The following is a 14,304-nucleotide window of genomic DNA, read 5'->3' on the forward strand; positions in this document are numbered from 1 at the left end:
GTATCAGCTCCCGAACAGTTCACGAGCGGCGTGGCCGAGGACGGGGTAGATCGCCCCGATCATGAGCACGACCCACAGGCCTACGACGGTCCAGAGCATCTGCTTCTGGTAGCGCGGGCCCTTCGACCAGAAGTCGACGGCGATGACGCGCAGGCCGTTGAGCGCGTGGAAGAGGATGGCGGCCACGAGGCCGTACTCCAGACACGCGACGAGCGGGGTCTTGTACGTGGCTACGACCTTGTCGTAGTCCTCGGGTGAGACACGGACGAGAGCGGTGTCCAGCACGTGAACGAACAGGAAGAAGAAGATGAGGACGCCGGTGACTCGATGAGCCACCCAGGACCACATTCCTTCCCGGCCGCGGTACAGCGTTCCAGCCGGCACGGAAGTCCCTCCGGGAGCGGGGTATCGGGGCCTGCCGGCTTGTGCTGTCGGTCGGGCCCGGCCGGGTACGGTCCACCGGCCCCCAGCATCGTAGCGATGCGCTGCCGCTGGGCTTACGCCGGGCCTACCGGTGTGATCAAAGTGGCACGCGTATGGGTGAGCGGCGGTGGTGTCTGTGGTGGTCTCGCCGCTTATGTACGGGGTGCGGGTGGTGAGCGGCCGGTCGCGCCCGCGCGGCGGCAGCCGCGAACCGGCTACAGCCCCGGGCCCCTGAGGGAGGACACCAGGCGGCCCCTGGCCAGGCGGCGGAGTTCCTCGGCCGCCACCACCCGTTCTTCCTCCGGATCGTTGGTCAATCGTGACCGGATGCCCGCCAGGACGTGGTCGAGGGCTTCGGTCGGCGGCAGACCGTCCAGACAGATGACGAACGCGTGGCCGAAGCGGGCCTCGTACGCCGCGTGCGCCGCGTCCATGGCCATGTGGGCCGCCGAGTAGCCGCCGTCCGGCAGCGCCGGCATGGTCTCGGCCGCCAGGGCCTCGGAGAGATCCGTGCTGGTCAGGTCGTACGCCGCCTCGTCGGACGCGGCCAGCAGCGCGTCCGCGGTCGGATACGGACGGTGCGCCGCGACGCGGTCGGCCCAGCGCAGGCTGCGGAGGCAGCTCAGCAGAAACGCCCTGGCCTCGTCGGCGGGAGCGCTGTTGAAGGCGTCCAGGACGGCGGGCAGGGAGGGCGTGGCCACTCGGCCGGGAGAATGTGTGGGCGTCACGTGTGTTTCGACAGGGGAAGCTGTGAGCGGTGTGACCTTACGTTATCGAGAGTGGACATGACCTGTCCGATGGATGCCCGAATTTCACCCGCACGGGAGAGTTTCGGAACGTGTGGTGGACACGGGCCGCGCTCGCAAGGCCTAGGTTGGCGATGTGAGCCAGCACAGGAAGCGACCGGAGAAACAGGCACGGGGACTGATCGCGGGCGCGGTCGCCGTCACCGTGGCGGCCGGGGTGGGACTCGGGCTGTGGGCGGGCGGCGACGGTGACCCGGCCGGATCGGCCCGGACCGAGTCCCAGGCCCAGTCACCCGCGGGCGGCCGGGCGGAAGGCTCCCGGGCCCCCTCCAGAGCCCCGAGCCCGGCCCCCAGCCCCACCCGGTCCTACCCCCTGTCCACCACCCCCCGCACCATCCCCGCCGTGCGCGCCCACACCCCGGCGCGCGGCCCCGGTTGGCGTCCCGCCGCCGGCCTGCGCGTGGTCGTCAACGACGCCGACCTCGCCGACGAGGGGCGCCTGCTCGCCGGTGAGCTGGGGCTGACGTACGCCGGGCAGAAGGACGACGTGCGCGCCGGGGACGTACGCCTCACGCTCAACGACGACGAAGGCGCGGACCCGGAGTCGTACCGCATGACCGTGCGCGGTGGGCGGGTCGCCATCAGCGGGCCGGACGACGCGGGCGTGTTCTACGGCACTCGCACGCTCAAGCAGGAGGTGCGCCGCGGCGGTACGGCGCCGGAGGGCGTCGTGCGCGACGAGCCCGCCAAGCCGGTGCGCGGGTTCTTCCTGGACATGGCGCGCAAGCCCTTCACGGCCGGCTGGATCGAGGACCGGGTCCGGGAGCTGGGCGACCTGAAGTACAACCAGCTCCAACTGCACTTCTCCGACGACCAGGGCTTCCGGATCGAGTCCGACTCGCACCCGGAGATCGTGTCGCGGCAGCACCTGACGAAGGCGCAGGTCAGGAAGATCGTCGCGCTGGCGGCGCAACGGCACATCCGGGTCGTGCCGGAGATCGACTCGCCCGGGCACCTGGGCGCGGTCCTCGCCGCACACCCCGAACTCCAGCTGCGCAGCGGGGCGGGGGTCGTGGCGCGCGGGGCCGTCGACATCTCCAAGCCCGCCGCCGCGAAGATGGTCGACGACCTGCTGAAGGAGTACGCCGGGCTGTTCCCCGGCGCCGACTGGCACCTCGGCGGCGACGAGTACCGGGCGCTGATGGTGTCCGACCCGGGCGCGACCTACCCCCAGCTCGCCGCCGCCGCCCGCAAGGCCTACGGCTCGGGCGCCACCGTCGCGGACCTGACGACCGGGTGGCTCAACGACCGCGCCGACACCGTCCGCGCGCTCGGCAAGAACCCGCTGGCCTGGAACGACGGATTCTTCCGAGGGACGTCGGTACGGGCCGCCGACGACATCCGGGTCGCCTACTGGACGGGCAAGGAGATCGGCGCCCGGCCGCCGCTGGAGTACCTGAGCGCGGGGCGCGAGGTCGTCAACTACAACGACAAGTTCCTCTACTACGTCCTCGGGCAGCCCAACCAGTTCTACTACCCGACGGGGCAGCGGATCTACGAGGAGTGGACCCCGAGAGTCCTGCGCGGCACGACGGCCGTCTCCTCCAAGTACGACGACCAGATCCTCGGCGGGTCCTTCGCGGTCTGGGGCGACTTCCCGAACGCGCAGACGCAGGACCAGATCGCGGCGGGCATCCGGATGCCGCTGCGGGCGACGGCGCAGAAGCTGTGGGACCCGCGGAAGCCCGCCCTGACCTGGAGCCGGTTCAAGGCGCTCGGGGACCGGCTGGGCTGAGGCACCGGGGATTCCCTGTGGACGGACGGGGCCGGCGAACCGTATGTTCCGCATGCCACGCGTGAGGCTCTGGGGAGAACCCGCGTGGTCGGCTGATCATCCGCACCTCGGGGGGACCTCACCATGCTCTGCACGCGCTGTCATCACTTCGAAGCGGCACCGGACGGCGTCCTGTGCTCCGAATGCGCCACGGCCGCCGGATTCGCGGCCCCGCCGGCCGGTGTCGCACCGACGATCCGGCTGCGCTCGCCGGTCGGGCTCGGGCGGGCCACCGCGGTGCTGCTCGCGCTGGCGGCGGTCGTCGACGCGTGCGCCCTCGGCGGGCACCTCCTCGTGTACGACGTCTCCGGCGTCCTCGCCGGCGGCACCGCGGCCGACGTATGGGACCGGTCCGAGCTGGCGGACACGCTCACCGACGTGACCGGTGCCGCACAGGCGCTCCTGCTGGTGACCTGCGCCGTCGTCTTCGTCGTCTGGCTGTGGCGGGTCAGGCGCAACGCCGAGGTGTTCGACCCGGACGGACACCACAAGGCGCGCGCCTGGGTGATCGCCGGCTGGGTCGTACCGATCGCGAGCCTGTGGTACCCGCGCCGGGTCGTGGTCGACATCTGGGACGCGAGCAGCACGGGGGACAGGCCCCGCGGGCATGCCCTGATCAACGTCTGGTGGACCCTGTGGCTCCTCACGCAGACCGTCGGGCGGGTGCTGTACACCGCGTTCGAGGAGGCCGACACCTCCCAGGAGATCCACGACTCCATGACGCAGATGATGGTCGCCGACGGTCTCGACCTGGTGGCCGCCCTGCTCGCCGCCGCCGTCGTGCTGCGGCTGACCCGGATGCAGGACGACAAGGCCCGCCAGGGACCCGCGGTGCCCGCCGCCGTGTGACGGAGTTGGTCCATCCTGCTGCGAACTGCCGTACGAATGTGGTGTATTCGGGCCCGAACCGTACCGAGCAGCCGGGGGGACCGGGATGGGCTACTGGGGTTACTTCGTTGTGGGTCGCGGGGAGCGGCCGCTCGCCGAGCTGGACGCGCTGGCCGGTGCCGAGGGCATGGTGCTGCGCGAGTCGGCGCCGGGCGGATGGCAGGTCTGGGAGTACGCGAACGCCGAGGGCGACGTCGGGAACATGAACGCCCTCGCCCTGGAGACCGGTTCGCCCGCGCTCTTCGGATACGTCATGGACAGCTCCTCCGTGGTCCTGGAGGCGGCGGGACCGCAGAGCGGGGCCTGGACGACCTGTCTGGCCCGGTCCGCCATGGCCGGGTACCTCGGCGAGGACGGGCTGACCGTGGAGGACTACTTCCTCGAACCCCCGGACGCGGCAGCGCGGGCCGTCGCCTGGGCCGCGGAGGCGGGGTACGAAGTGGCCGAGGAGCCGCTGCTCGACGTACTGAACGCGGAGCCCGACCCGTTGGCCGAAAACCTCTTCTTCCGTATGCTCGACCGGCTCGGTGTGGTGCCCCTGTGACACTCCCGGGCCGTCGCGCGCAGTAAGGGGAAGTGCGGGTTCCGTTAGGGGATTCCGCTCGGCGAGGGGAGGCGTGGATGAGTCTGGTGGAGCTGATCGGCCAGGCCGACGAACGCGGACTGGCCGCCAGCGGGTTGGCTTGTTTGGATCGGTGCGTGCCGCTGCTCGGCGGCGACGACGAGATCCTTCGGCCGCTGTGGGCCGGGCTCGCGGACGACGCCGGGGCCGAGGAGTGGGGCGAACGGCTGGAGCAGGTGCGGGGGAAGCTGGGCGGGGACGGGGAGTTCGGGGCGGCCGACGGGGAGTCGAGCGAGGACGAGGCCGTGCTGCTGGCCCGCAGGATGCTCGCCACCGCGCCCGCCGAACGGTCCACCGCCGGGGTACGGGCGTGGGCCGACGCCTGCTCGGTCGCCGCGCTCCGCATCCACCGGCTGCTCGACCCCCTGAAGGACGCCGGCGACTCGGTCGACGCCCGCCGCGAAGGCCGTACGGAGGGCATGTCCCCTCTCGTCGCGGCCGAACTGCGCCGTCAGATCACCGTCCTCGAACTCCTCGCCGGCCACGGCGCGGCGGGTCTGCGTCCGGCTCTGGAGGTCTCGACGGAGGGCCGGCGGGTGCTGCGCGCGGTGGTGTCCCGCAGGAGCCGGCGGCGGGGATGAGGGCCGTCGGCACGGTACGGGAGCGGCTCAGTGGACGAGCCACTTGACCACGGCGTCCCCGTACTGCGCCGTCTGCCCGTAGAACGCCGTGAGATCGCGGTGCGCCGCCGCGAACACCCCCCGCGCCTCCCGTTCCGCGGCCGCCCCGCCGTGTCTCGGCAGCAGTTCCTCACGGGCGACCAGCCACAGGGCCTCGAAGTCGGCCCCGCCCAGGTACGCCGAGACCCGGTTCGCCCGGGCCGCGGTCAGCAGCAGGAACGGGGGTTTGTCGTGGTCGCCCGGGTAGACCGGGAGGCCGCCGAGGACCACCTCGGCGCCGGCGTAGAGGAGTTCGTGGTCCAGGTAGGACTTGTCCAGCACCTCCTCCCGGTGTCGTCCGATGCGTTCGCGTACGGCGTTCCAGTCGTCCTCGAACAGCCGTTGCATCCAGTTCGCGCTGTTGCGCAGGGCCGAGGGCGGCACCGCGCGCAGATGGAAGTAGTCGCTCATCAGAGACAGGAGCGCACGGGAGGGGGGAATCGTCACTCCGGCGTCAACCTCGCTGCCGAAAGAGTCCTGTGACCGTCCGGGGAGGGTTGCGGCGAAGGTGCGTCGGTCCTGCGCCGGTCCCGCCGAGGTCCGCCGATCCGGGTGACGAAACCCCCCGCCCAAACGCTCTCCCCCTTGTGACGACTGATGTGACGGCTCAGGCAACTGCCCCTACGACGGCTGATGTGACCACCCGCCAGGCCAGCCGCCCCGCCGCCGCGGCCAGACCCGTGCGGTGGGCCGCCGACGCCGTGTCGGCGCTCCGCGAGGGCGCGCGCGTACGGCTCGACTACTCGGCGCAGAGCCTGTGGCGCGTCGACCGGCTGATCGAGGAGATACGGCGGGAGGGCGCCCCGTACGCCGCCGTGGAGACCGTGCTGCGCGGGCTCGGTGCCTACGCCGGTGAGGTCGTCGTCCACCAGACCGGCGCCGAGTGGTGGACGAGCGGCGGCGAGTACTGGGTCCGTACGCCCGACGGACGGCTGTGGGACCCGGTGGACGAGGCCCGCCGTTGCTTCGCCGGGGACGGTTCGCTGCGGCTGCTGTGCCGCGACGCGACGGGCGCCGTGCAGCGCTGACCGAAACGCGGACGGGCGCCCGCTCCCCGGAGTGCGGGGGAGCGGGCGCCCGGCGTTCGGGAGTGCGGCTACTTGATGTAGACCAGGCCGTCCGTCGTGATCGTGGGGCGGCCGCTGGTGCCGACCACCACGATCTTCACGGTGTGCTTGGCGCTGCTGGACCAGGACTTGGTCCAGATCGCGTCGCGGTACTTCGTGGTCGAGGACTTCAGGTCCACGGTCGCGACCTTGGTGCCGTCCACGTACACGTACGCCTGCCCGGAGGTGGACGCCCGCGAGACCACCCAGGCGGCGGACCGGCCGGTGAACGTCCAGCTCAGGCTCGCGTTCTTGGAACCGCTGGAGTACGACTTCCCGCCGAGGTAGCTCGTGGAGGAACGGCTCGTCCAGCTGCCGGACTTCGTGGCCGAGGTCTCCTGGAGGATCATCGGCGTGTAGGAGGGCGACGAGGTGCGGGTGTTGCCCGCGACGTCGTACGCCTTCATCGACCAGGTGCTCGCGGTACCGGGCTTGGCGGTACGGCTGGAGCTGGTGGTGGTCGGGCCGAAGGTGGCCGTGGTCGGGGACAGCAGGCTCACCGACTTCAGGGCCTGGGAGTCGGTGGCCTTCCAGCCGAGGGTGACCGGGACGGCGGTGGCGTTGACCGTGCCGGTGCGCAGGGTGATCTTCGGGGTGGTGGAGAAGACCGGCGCGGTGGTGTCGGTGACGACGGTCAGCGCGGTGGTCGCGGGCGTGGTCCTGCCGGACTGGTGCACGGCCCGTACGGCGACCTTGTGGCTGCCCGCCCCCAGGGTCGTGCTCGCCGAGGTGGCGGTACCGGACGTGGTGGCGACGACCTGGCCGTCGACCAGCAGCTCGAACTTCGAGATCAGCGAAGCCGGCGTGGTGGTCGACCACTTCGCCGTGATCGCGCCCTTGGTCCAGTACGTCGAGCCGGACAGGGTCGCGCCGGTCAGCGAGGTGAGCTTCAGGCCCTGCACCGGGCCGGCCGCCCAGGCGCGGATGGTCGGGAGCTGGGCGTAGAGGGAGTTGCCCGGGCACTCGGTGGCGTAGCCGTCGCGGTGGCCGGAGACGCGGTTGAAGGTGTAGGACTCACCGGCGGTGAAGCTGGTACCGGCGAGGTTCTTCTGGGTCGCACCCGCCTTCAGTTGGACCGTCGAGTCGGGGTCGACGCCGTACTGGCCGAGCTTCCAGGCCGCGATCCTCGCGACCGAGGTGAGGGCGGCGTTCGAGGCGCCCGTCGCGGTGTACTCGCCGATGACCGCGATGCCGGTGGACTCACGGTTCCAGCCGTAGGTGTGGGCGCCCAGGACCGGCTGGTCCACGCCGCCCTTGCGGCCCTCGAAGATCGTGCCGCACTTGTCGACCAGGAAGTTGTAGCCGAGGTCGTTCCAGCCGTTGCCGTTGGGGGCCGGGGCGGTGTGGTACGCGTAGACGGCCCGCACGATCGACGCCGATTCGGTGCAGGTGTAGTCGTTCGAACCGGCCGTGTGATGGACGAAGACGGCCTTCACGTCCGTGTTGTACTCCGACGGGTCGGGGCTCAGCGACTCGTCGGCGCCCCAGTCGGCGCGCGAGACGATCGGCGGCTCGGGAACCGTGGAGGTCGGGGCGGTGGGTGTGGTGGCCGTGGGGGCCGGGGAGGTAGGCGTGGTGGCCGTGGGGCTCGGGGTCACGTCCTCCGTGTAGGCCGCCGGTTCGGTCGCGGCGTCGGCCGCTTCGGCGGCGGTCACGCCCGGGTCGACCAGGTTGACCTTGAGACCCGTGGGCAGTCCGGCGCTGGTGGTGCCGTCCTCGTGGACGACCTGCACCTCGACACCGTCCGAGGGGCCCACCCACAGCGGTTCGGACGCGCCGCGTGCCCCGGCCCGCTCGTCGGCGTCCTCCACCGGGTCCGCGTCCGTCTCCAGGTCCTGCCAGGACGTCCACGCGCCGGTGTCGATGCTCCGGGTGCGTACCTGCGCCTTGCCGTCGAGGTGCTTGGTCGCCCCCGTCCAGGAGATGCCGAGCAGCGAGAACTGCTTGGTCTCGGTGCGCGGCAGCTCGCGCTCGCCGGTCTCGGGAGCCTTCAGCGCGAGGTTGTAGACCTTCACCGGCCGCTCGGACTCCAGATCCCCCGCGGCGTCGGTCGACGGACTGGCGGCGGCGTAGGTCGCGATGCCGCCGCCCCCCAGAACCACCGCACCGAGCGTCAGCCACGCCCGCCGCTTCATGCTCAGCGGTCTGTACGCACGGCTTTTACGACTCACTACCCCACCCCTGAATTGGTCACAGAAACACCACCTGTCCCACAGGTGGCACTCACACAGCGTATGAACCCTGCCAGGTGTCACAGGTGTTCGAAGCGGGATGCCCGGGATGTCCGACCTGCTGTGACACTTCTGTGAGGTCCGGCGCTGTTGACCGTGGGGGACATGGGCAAGGGTGACCGTGCCGGACGGTGCGGTATCGCCACGAACCGGTACGGACGGGAAAGTTCTTGGGCCAGGGAGGGGAACCTCGCCGCGTGCAGGCGTACGACGGGGAGCTGGGCGCGGCCGTCGCGCGGGCCCAGGAGGGGGACGAGGAAGCCTTCGCGGTCGCCTACCGGCTGGTGCAGCCCGGACTGCTCGGGTACCTGCGCGGGCTGGTCGGGGAGGACGCGGAGGACGTGGCGTCGGACGCCTGGCTGGAGATCGCCCGGGACCTGGGCCGGTTCAGGGGGGACGGGGCGGGCTTCCGCGGCTGGACCGCGACCATCGCCCGGCACCGGGCCCTGGACCATCTGCGGCGGCAGAAGGTGCGGCCCCGGTCGGCGGCGCTGGAGCAGGACATGCTGGACCTGCCCGGCCCGTACAGCACCCACGACCAGGCACTGGAGTCGCTCTCCACCGAGTACGCCCTGGCACTGGTCCGGGGGCTGCCGCGCGACCAGGCCGAGGCGGTGCTGCTGCGGGTGGTGGTCGGACTGGACGGTCCCGCGGCCGCCCGTGTCCTCGGCAAGCGGCCCGGCGCGGTGCGCACCGCCGCGTACCGGGGACTGAAGCGGCTGGCGCAGCAACTGGGCGTCGAGAGTGTGACGGATGACGGCCCCCGGACGCTGGGGGAGTCGACATGACAGGTGAGGACGCCACGTCGGACAGGGACGGACACGGCATGGGTGACGAGCGGAGCGGCGACGCCCCCGGCCGGGGGCAGTCGTACGACGACGGCGCACCCGAGGAGAGGCGGCCCCGTGCCCCCTCCCGGTCCACGTCGGCGCACGGCGGGCGCACCGCCTCCGGGCCCTCCCACGGCCACACGTCCCGCCACGACGACAGCGGACTGGAAGCGCTGCTCGCCGCGGCACTGCGTGGCGAGAAGACCGAGGGTGAGGCGGAGCGGCGGGCTGTGGACGCCTTCCGGGTGGCGAGGGACGCCGGGGCGCACCGGGCGCGGACGCGGCGGCGGGACGACTGGCGGCCCCGCTCGCGGCGGCGCCGGGCCCGTTCGCTGAAGGCGACGCTCTCCGTGCTCCTGGCGAGTCTCACCCTCGGCGGTGTCGCCTACGCGGCGATCGGCGCCGGTGGCGGTGGTCCGGCCGAGGGCGCGCCCGCGGGCGGCGGGCGGGTCCGTCCGAGCGTCGCCACGAGCGCCCCGGCCGAGTCGCCGAGCGGCCCACAGCCCTCCCGGTCCGCCCCCGCCGACCGTCCGGCCACCGCGAAGAACACCCTGGCGCAATGCGTGACGTACGAGAAGCTCCGGGGCCGCGGCAAGGCGCTCGACTCCACGGCGTACCAGAGGCTCGCCGCGGCGGCGGGCGGCGCGGCGAACGTGAGCGCCTACTGCGCCGCTCTCACGCACCCGGCTACGGCCGAGGCGAAGCCGGGGAACGGGGAGGGGAACGGGAAGGCGACCACGAGGCCCACCGTGAGGCCGACAGCGAGGTCGACCGTGGGGCCGACCGCGGACAAGAACCAGTCCCGGAAGCACGGATGACGATCCTGCCGAGCCGCCCGGCCGCGCACCCGGTCCGGCTGATGAACCGTCAGCCGGAGGTCCGGCGTCCCCTCCTGCTGAACGCGATCGCCTCGCCCACGAGCGCGAGGAGCAACAGCACCAGGCAGCACCCGAGACCGAGCAGCCCGGCCGCGACCAGGTAGAGAGAACCCGGATCCGTGCACGCCCAGCTGGACGAGCAGCTGACGGTCCGCGGGTCCGCCGGGGGCCCCATCGCCTGCCAGCCGACGACGACGCAGAGCACGGAGACGACGGCCCCGACGGCCAGCAGGAGCCACCGGACCCGGCGGGCTCCCCACCACGACAGGATCCATCCCACGACGATCACCGTCGGCAGGATGAACACGTAACCGGGGACCATGTCCACTGTGAATCGCTCCGCGACATCGGGGTGATGGGGTTGCCCGTGTCGATCAACCCTACGGTCGGATGCTTGACGGTCGGCAGGTCACCCCGACGTCTCGTCGTGCGGGTGGTCCTCCCCGGGCTGCGAGGGCATCGGGGGCCGGGTCGACGAGTTGAAGGCGTACGGCATTCTCGACTCCCGGCCTCAGGGGACGATCGTGCCCCAGGGCTTCGAGGATCTTGAGGCCGGCTGCCGGGAGGACAGCGGCGAGGCCTGGTTGTACGCCGAGCGGACCTACGTCTTTCCCGGGGACAGGGCTGACGTGACCCGGCACTACCGGGCCGCAGCGGAGCGCGAGGGCTGGAAGCCGTCCCGGGCTGCCCGGCCGTCCGCGAAGGAGGATCGGCCCGCGAGCCTGTGCGTCACCCTGGGTGGGGCGGACGACGCGAGGACGCTGGACGTGTACTTCCTGACCGAGGAGACCCTCGACGGCGAGGGGAGGGCGGCCGGGCCCGAGTTCACCTCCGGAGCCGGTTTCCGCGTAGCCGTCACTTCCGCGGCCGACGGGTCCGCGACCGCTTGCTCGGACTGAAGCCGGGTCGTCGTGGCCGGGAAACGATCCGGGCGCAGCCCAGGTCCCAGCGGTGCCGTCGCGGAGACGGCCGGAGCCGCCACCCCCCACAGGAGAGGCCCCGGCCGTCGCGCGGTACGGGCCGCGCGGCGGCCCGTACTTCCTTCAGCGTCATGAGTGCGGTTTCTGTCACACCCTGCCGGACCGCCTCCGGATCACGAGGCAGTTGCATTTTGGGCGGACATGGACGAGCGGCGGTTTCAGGTCGTAACGTGCCTTTCGCGCCGGGCGCGGAGTTGAATGATCAACGTGACTGTCGGACGATCACCACAACCCCGCGACGGGCCGAAGCGGCGACCATCGATCGCGACCACGTATTGAGGATTCACGGGTGCTGGGGGACGACGCGGAGTTGACTGCCGCGGTGCTTGCGGCACAGGACGGGGACGAGACCGCGTTCCGGACTGTGTACCGCGCGGTGCACCCGCGGCTGCTCGGATACGTCCGGACGCTGGTCGGTGATCCGGACGCCGAGGACGTGGCCTCCGAGGCCTGGCTCCAGATAGCCCGTGACCTGGACCGTTTCGACGGGGACGCGGACCGTTTCCGCGGCTGGGCCGCCCGGATAGCCCGCAACCGGGCCCTCGACCACATCCGGATGCGCGGCCGCCGCCCCGCCATCGGCGGCGACGAGACCGAACTGACCGGGAAGCCCGCCGAGTCCGACACCGCGGGCGAGGCCATCGAGGCGCTGGCCACCGGCTCCACCCTCTCGCTCATCGCCCGGCTGCCCCAGGACCAGGCCGAGGCCGTGGTGCTGCGCGTGGTGGTCGGTCTGGACGCCAAGACCGCCGCCGAGACCCTCGGCAAGCGGCCCGGCGCGGTACGGACGGCCGCGCACCGGGGGCTGAAACGGCTCGCCGAGCTCCTCGGCGAGGATCCGGAATCGGCCGGCGCGCTCGATGCCCTGCCGCCGCAGCGAGAACCGCAGGACACTGCGGTGACGTCCGCGAGTGTGACGCATATGCGTCCGCGGACGCAGAAGGACATGTGATGGCCGACGAGCGCTACAGGTGGCTGGACCCCGAGACAGCGGAGCGGTTGCTGCGCGGCGAGTCACTGGAAGCTGTCGACGAGGCCGCCCGCGACCAGGCCGAACGGCTCGCGAAAACACTGGACTCCCTGACCGTCGAACCCGCGCCGACCAGCGGCGGACTCCCCGGTGAGGAGGCCGCGCTGGCCGCGTTCCGCAAGGTGCGCGCGGAGCGTGCGGACGACTCGGTGAGCCCGCCCGCCCGGGGCCGGCACCAAGCCGGAGCGGGTTCCGCCGACGCCGGTCTGGTGCGGATCGGCACCCCGGAGGACAGGGCCGGCCGTCCCCGTCGGCGGCGTCCCGCGCACCTCGGACTGGCCGCCGTACTGGCCGTCGGGATGGTGGGCGGAGTGGCCGCCGCGGCCGGGATCGGCGTCCTGCCGCACCTCGGGGACGGCGAACCGGAACCCGCGGCGTCGGTGTCGGCCACCACCCCGGACAGCTCGCTCGTCTCGCCGTCGACCCCGGCTCCCGGGGGCGCGCCCTCGCCGAAGGGCTCTCCCTCCAGCGGGACCGGCTCCCGGGACACGGCACGCGGTGACACCGGCGCGGCGCCCGACAAGAGCTCCCAGGGCCTCGGCGTGCGGCCCCGCGGCGACTGGAACGGAGCCGCCTCGGCCTGCCGGGACATGCGCGCGGGCAAGAAGCTCGACCCGGCCCGCAAGCGCTCCCTGGAGGGCGCGGCGGGCGGCACCTCGCAGGTGTGGAAGTACTGCAAGGGCGTCCTGTCCGACGCCGGCACCCAGGGCGGGGACCCCAAGTCCGCCCCCGACGTCCGCAAGGGCGACGGCAAGGGCGAGGACACCGGCGACCACGAGGACAACGACAAGGGCGGCCACGGCGGCGACCACGGTGGCGGCCACGGCCGGGGCGGCGGACACGGCCGGGACGGCGACCGGTTCACGTCCCCCCGCGAGAACCACCACGCCCCCGACGGCGGCACCGCCACCGGGGCCCCGCTCGCCACGAGCCGGGCAACGATGTCACCGGACCCCCGGCCGACCCCGTCGTACAGCGCGCTCTGACCGCTCGCCACCTCGCTGACCTGCACTTTGCCCGCCCGCCGCGGTTTCGGTCGCGGTGGGTGTGACGTTTTCGGGCGCTGCGGCGCAGTACTGAGTGAGCCGACTGGTCATCGGCCGTCGCACAGAGCCGGGGTTCCCCCCGTACCTACGGCTCGTGCACCTGGCGCGGGCGGGACACGTTCCCCCGGTCCCGTCCGCGCCCCTAACCCTCCCGCGGAACTCACCAGTGGACGACGACCTTGTCGCCGTTCCTCACCTGGGCGAACAGGTCCGCGATCGCCGCCTCGTCGCGCACGTTGACGCAGCCGTGGGAGCCGCCCGCGTACCCGTGGGCGGCGAAGTCGGCCGAGTAGTGCACCGCCTGGCCGCCGCTGAAGAACATGGCGTAGGGCATGGGGGAGTCGTAGAGCGTCGACACATGGTGCCGTGACTTCCAGTAGACGCTGAACACGCCCTCACGGGTCGGTGTGCCCACCGAGCCGAAGCGCACCGGCACGGTCATGACCGTCCGTCCGTCGATCATCCAGCGCAGGGTCCGGCTCGTCTTGCTGACGCACAGCACCCGCCCGGTCAGACAGCGCGGGTCGGGCGCGTCGGCCGGCTGGCCGCCCATCAGATACAGCTCCCACTTGCCCGGCTCGCGCGTCATGTCCTTCAGCCGCTTCCAGGTGACCGTGTCGGTCCTCCCGGTCCGCGGCAGCCCGCGCTTGCCCTGGAACCCCTTCACCGCCCGCTCGGTGAGATCGTCGTACGACCCCGTCGGCCCGTCGTAGAGCCACGCCACCTGACGCAGCCGGGCCTGCAACTCCCGTACGTCGCGCCCGGAGTCGCCCCGGGACCACAGCACGGCGGGCGCGGGGGCCCGGGTGGACGGTGTGGCGCTCGGCTTCGGGTCGTCGTCGGCCGGCGGTGCGCTCTGCTTCGGGACCTCGATCCGCACCGGCAGACGCCGCTTGCCGTCCCCGGCCCCGTCGGCGCTCTGCACCGTGCAGCCGCAGGCCATCGCCAGGACCAGCAGCGCGGCGAACGATCTCCCCATGCCCGTACTACGCATCCGGACCCCCTGTCGTCTCACCGGCGTCCCTGACATG

Annotated in this window: 16 protein-coding genes; 10 read left to right on the plus strand and 6 right to left on the minus strand. The window is 72.3% G+C overall.

Translation table 11 applies throughout. The features are described from left to right. Positions 1 to 3: 3 nt before the first annotated feature. Positions 4 to 384 carry a succinate dehydrogenase, cytochrome b556 subunit gene (gene sdhC / locus ABZ098_RS07980; protein ID WP_112474795.1) on the minus strand — a complete coding sequence of 127 codons (381 nt, stop codon included), beginning with the start codon at positions 382 to 384 and terminating at the stop codon, positions 4 to 6. Positions 385 to 638: 254 nt separating this feature from the next. Then, positions 639 to 1,151 carry a 2-oxo-4-hydroxy-4-carboxy-5-ureidoimidazoline decarboxylase gene (locus ABZ098_RS07985; protein ID WP_356588366.1) on the minus strand — a complete coding sequence of 171 codons (513 nt, stop codon included), beginning with the start codon at positions 1,149 to 1,151 and terminating at the stop codon, positions 639 to 641. Positions 1,152 to 1,305: 154 nt separating this feature from the next. On the opposite strand from ABZ098_RS07985, the gene ABZ098_RS07990 reads away from it, so the two are divergent. The 4 genes from ABZ098_RS07990 to ABZ098_RS08005 all read left to right on the plus strand — a co-directional run bounded on the left by ABZ098_RS07990 (position 1,306) and on the right by ABZ098_RS08005 (position 5,094). Then, on the plus strand, positions 1,306 to 2,964 hold the full coding sequence (locus ABZ098_RS07990; RefSeq protein WP_356588368.1) for a glycoside hydrolase family 20 protein: 1,659 nt from the start codon (positions 1,306 to 1,308) through the stop codon (positions 2,962 to 2,964). Positions 2,965 to 3,087: 123 nt separating this feature from the next. Further along, positions 3,088 to 3,852: a DUF4328 domain-containing protein gene (locus ABZ098_RS07995; protein WP_356588370.1), complete on the plus strand. Its 765-nt coding sequence runs from the start codon at positions 3,088 to 3,090 to the stop codon at positions 3,850 to 3,852. 85 nt (positions 3,853 to 3,937) lie between these two features. Further along, positions 3,938 to 4,435 (plus strand): hypothetical protein, encoded by a 498-nt coding sequence (locus ABZ098_RS08000; protein WP_356588372.1) that lies wholly within the window; start codon positions 3,938 to 3,940, stop codon positions 4,433 to 4,435. Positions 4,436 to 4,512: 77 nt separating this feature from the next. After that, on the plus strand, positions 4,513 to 5,094 hold the full coding sequence (locus tag ABZ098_RS08005) for a hypothetical protein (RefSeq protein WP_356588374.1): 582 nt from the start codon (positions 4,513 to 4,515) through the stop codon (positions 5,092 to 5,094). Positions 5,095 to 5,121: 27 nt separating this feature from the next. Here the strand turns inward: ABZ098_RS08005 and ABZ098_RS08010 are convergent, their stop codons facing one another. Further along, positions 5,122 to 5,583, minus strand: a complete 462-nt coding sequence (locus ABZ098_RS08010; RefSeq protein WP_356588376.1) for a DUF1877 domain-containing protein — start codon at positions 5,581 to 5,583, stop codon at positions 5,122 to 5,124. A gap of 224 nt (positions 5,584 to 5,807) precedes the next feature. On the opposite strand from ABZ098_RS08010, the gene ABZ098_RS08015 reads away from it, so the two are divergent. Then, positions 5,808 to 6,200, plus strand: a complete 393-nt coding sequence (locus ABZ098_RS08015; RefSeq protein WP_356588378.1) for a hypothetical protein — start codon at positions 5,808 to 5,810, stop codon at positions 6,198 to 6,200. Positions 6,201 to 6,268: 68 nt separating this feature from the next. Here ABZ098_RS08015 and ABZ098_RS08020 read toward each other — a convergent pair whose 3' ends face one another. Next, positions 6,269 to 8,413: a peptidoglycan recognition protein gene (locus ABZ098_RS08020; RefSeq protein WP_356588380.1), complete on the minus strand. Its 2,145-nt coding sequence runs from the start codon at positions 8,411 to 8,413 to the stop codon at positions 6,269 to 6,271. A 266-nt stretch (positions 8,414 to 8,679) separates the two neighbouring features. On the opposite strand from ABZ098_RS08020, the gene ABZ098_RS08025 reads away from it, so the two are divergent. Beyond that, positions 8,680 to 9,297 (plus strand): RNA polymerase sigma factor, encoded by a 618-nt coding sequence (locus ABZ098_RS08025; RefSeq protein WP_356588382.1) that lies wholly within the window; start codon positions 8,680 to 8,682, stop codon positions 9,295 to 9,297. After that, positions 9,294 to 10,157 carry a hypothetical protein gene (locus tag ABZ098_RS08030; protein WP_356588384.1) on the plus strand — a complete coding sequence of 288 codons (864 nt, stop codon included), beginning with the start codon at positions 9,294 to 9,296 and terminating at the stop codon, positions 10,155 to 10,157. Before ABZ098_RS08025 ends, ABZ098_RS08030 begins: the two co-directional genes overlap by 4 nt. A gap of 49 nt (positions 10,158 to 10,206) precedes the next feature. On the opposite strand, the gene ABZ098_RS08035 is transcribed toward ABZ098_RS08030, so the two are convergent. Then, positions 10,207 to 10,545, minus strand: coding sequence for a hypothetical protein (locus tag ABZ098_RS08035; RefSeq protein ID WP_356588386.1), 339 nt, complete (start codon positions 10,543 to 10,545; stop codon positions 10,207 to 10,209). Between the two features lie 196 nt (positions 10,546 to 10,741). Between ABZ098_RS08035 and ABZ098_RS08040 the strand changes: the two genes are divergently transcribed. The 3 genes from ABZ098_RS08040 to ABZ098_RS08050 all read left to right on the plus strand — a co-directional run bounded on the left by ABZ098_RS08040 (position 10,742) and on the right by ABZ098_RS08050 (position 13,213). Further along, positions 10,742 to 11,116 (plus strand): hypothetical protein, encoded by a 375-nt coding sequence (locus ABZ098_RS08040; protein WP_356588388.1) that lies wholly within the window; start codon positions 10,742 to 10,744, stop codon positions 11,114 to 11,116. 370 nt (positions 11,117 to 11,486) lie between these two features. After that, positions 11,487 to 12,149 carry an RNA polymerase sigma factor gene (locus ABZ098_RS08045; RefSeq protein ID WP_356588390.1) on the plus strand — a complete coding sequence of 221 codons (663 nt, stop codon included), beginning with the start codon at positions 11,487 to 11,489 and terminating at the stop codon, positions 12,147 to 12,149. Then, positions 12,149 to 13,213: a hypothetical protein gene (locus tag ABZ098_RS08050; RefSeq protein WP_356588392.1), complete on the plus strand. Its 1,065-nt coding sequence runs from the start codon at positions 12,149 to 12,151 to the stop codon at positions 13,211 to 13,213. Before ABZ098_RS08045 ends, ABZ098_RS08050 begins: the two co-directional genes overlap by 1 nt. Positions 13,214 to 13,433: 220 nt before the next feature. Here the strand turns inward: ABZ098_RS08050 and ABZ098_RS08055 are convergent, their stop codons facing one another. Continuing rightward, positions 13,434 to 14,252: a L,D-transpeptidase family protein gene (locus ABZ098_RS08055; protein ID WP_356588394.1), complete on the minus strand. Its 819-nt coding sequence runs from the start codon at positions 14,250 to 14,252 to the stop codon at positions 13,434 to 13,436. Between the last annotated feature and the right edge of the window lie 52 nt (positions 14,253 to 14,304).

Origin of the sequence: Streptomyces sp. NPDC006335 (genome assembly GCF_040612795.1) — a bacterium.
In the GTDB taxonomy this organism is placed as follows: Bacteria; Actinomycetota; Actinomycetes; order Streptomycetales; family Streptomycetaceae; genus Streptomyces.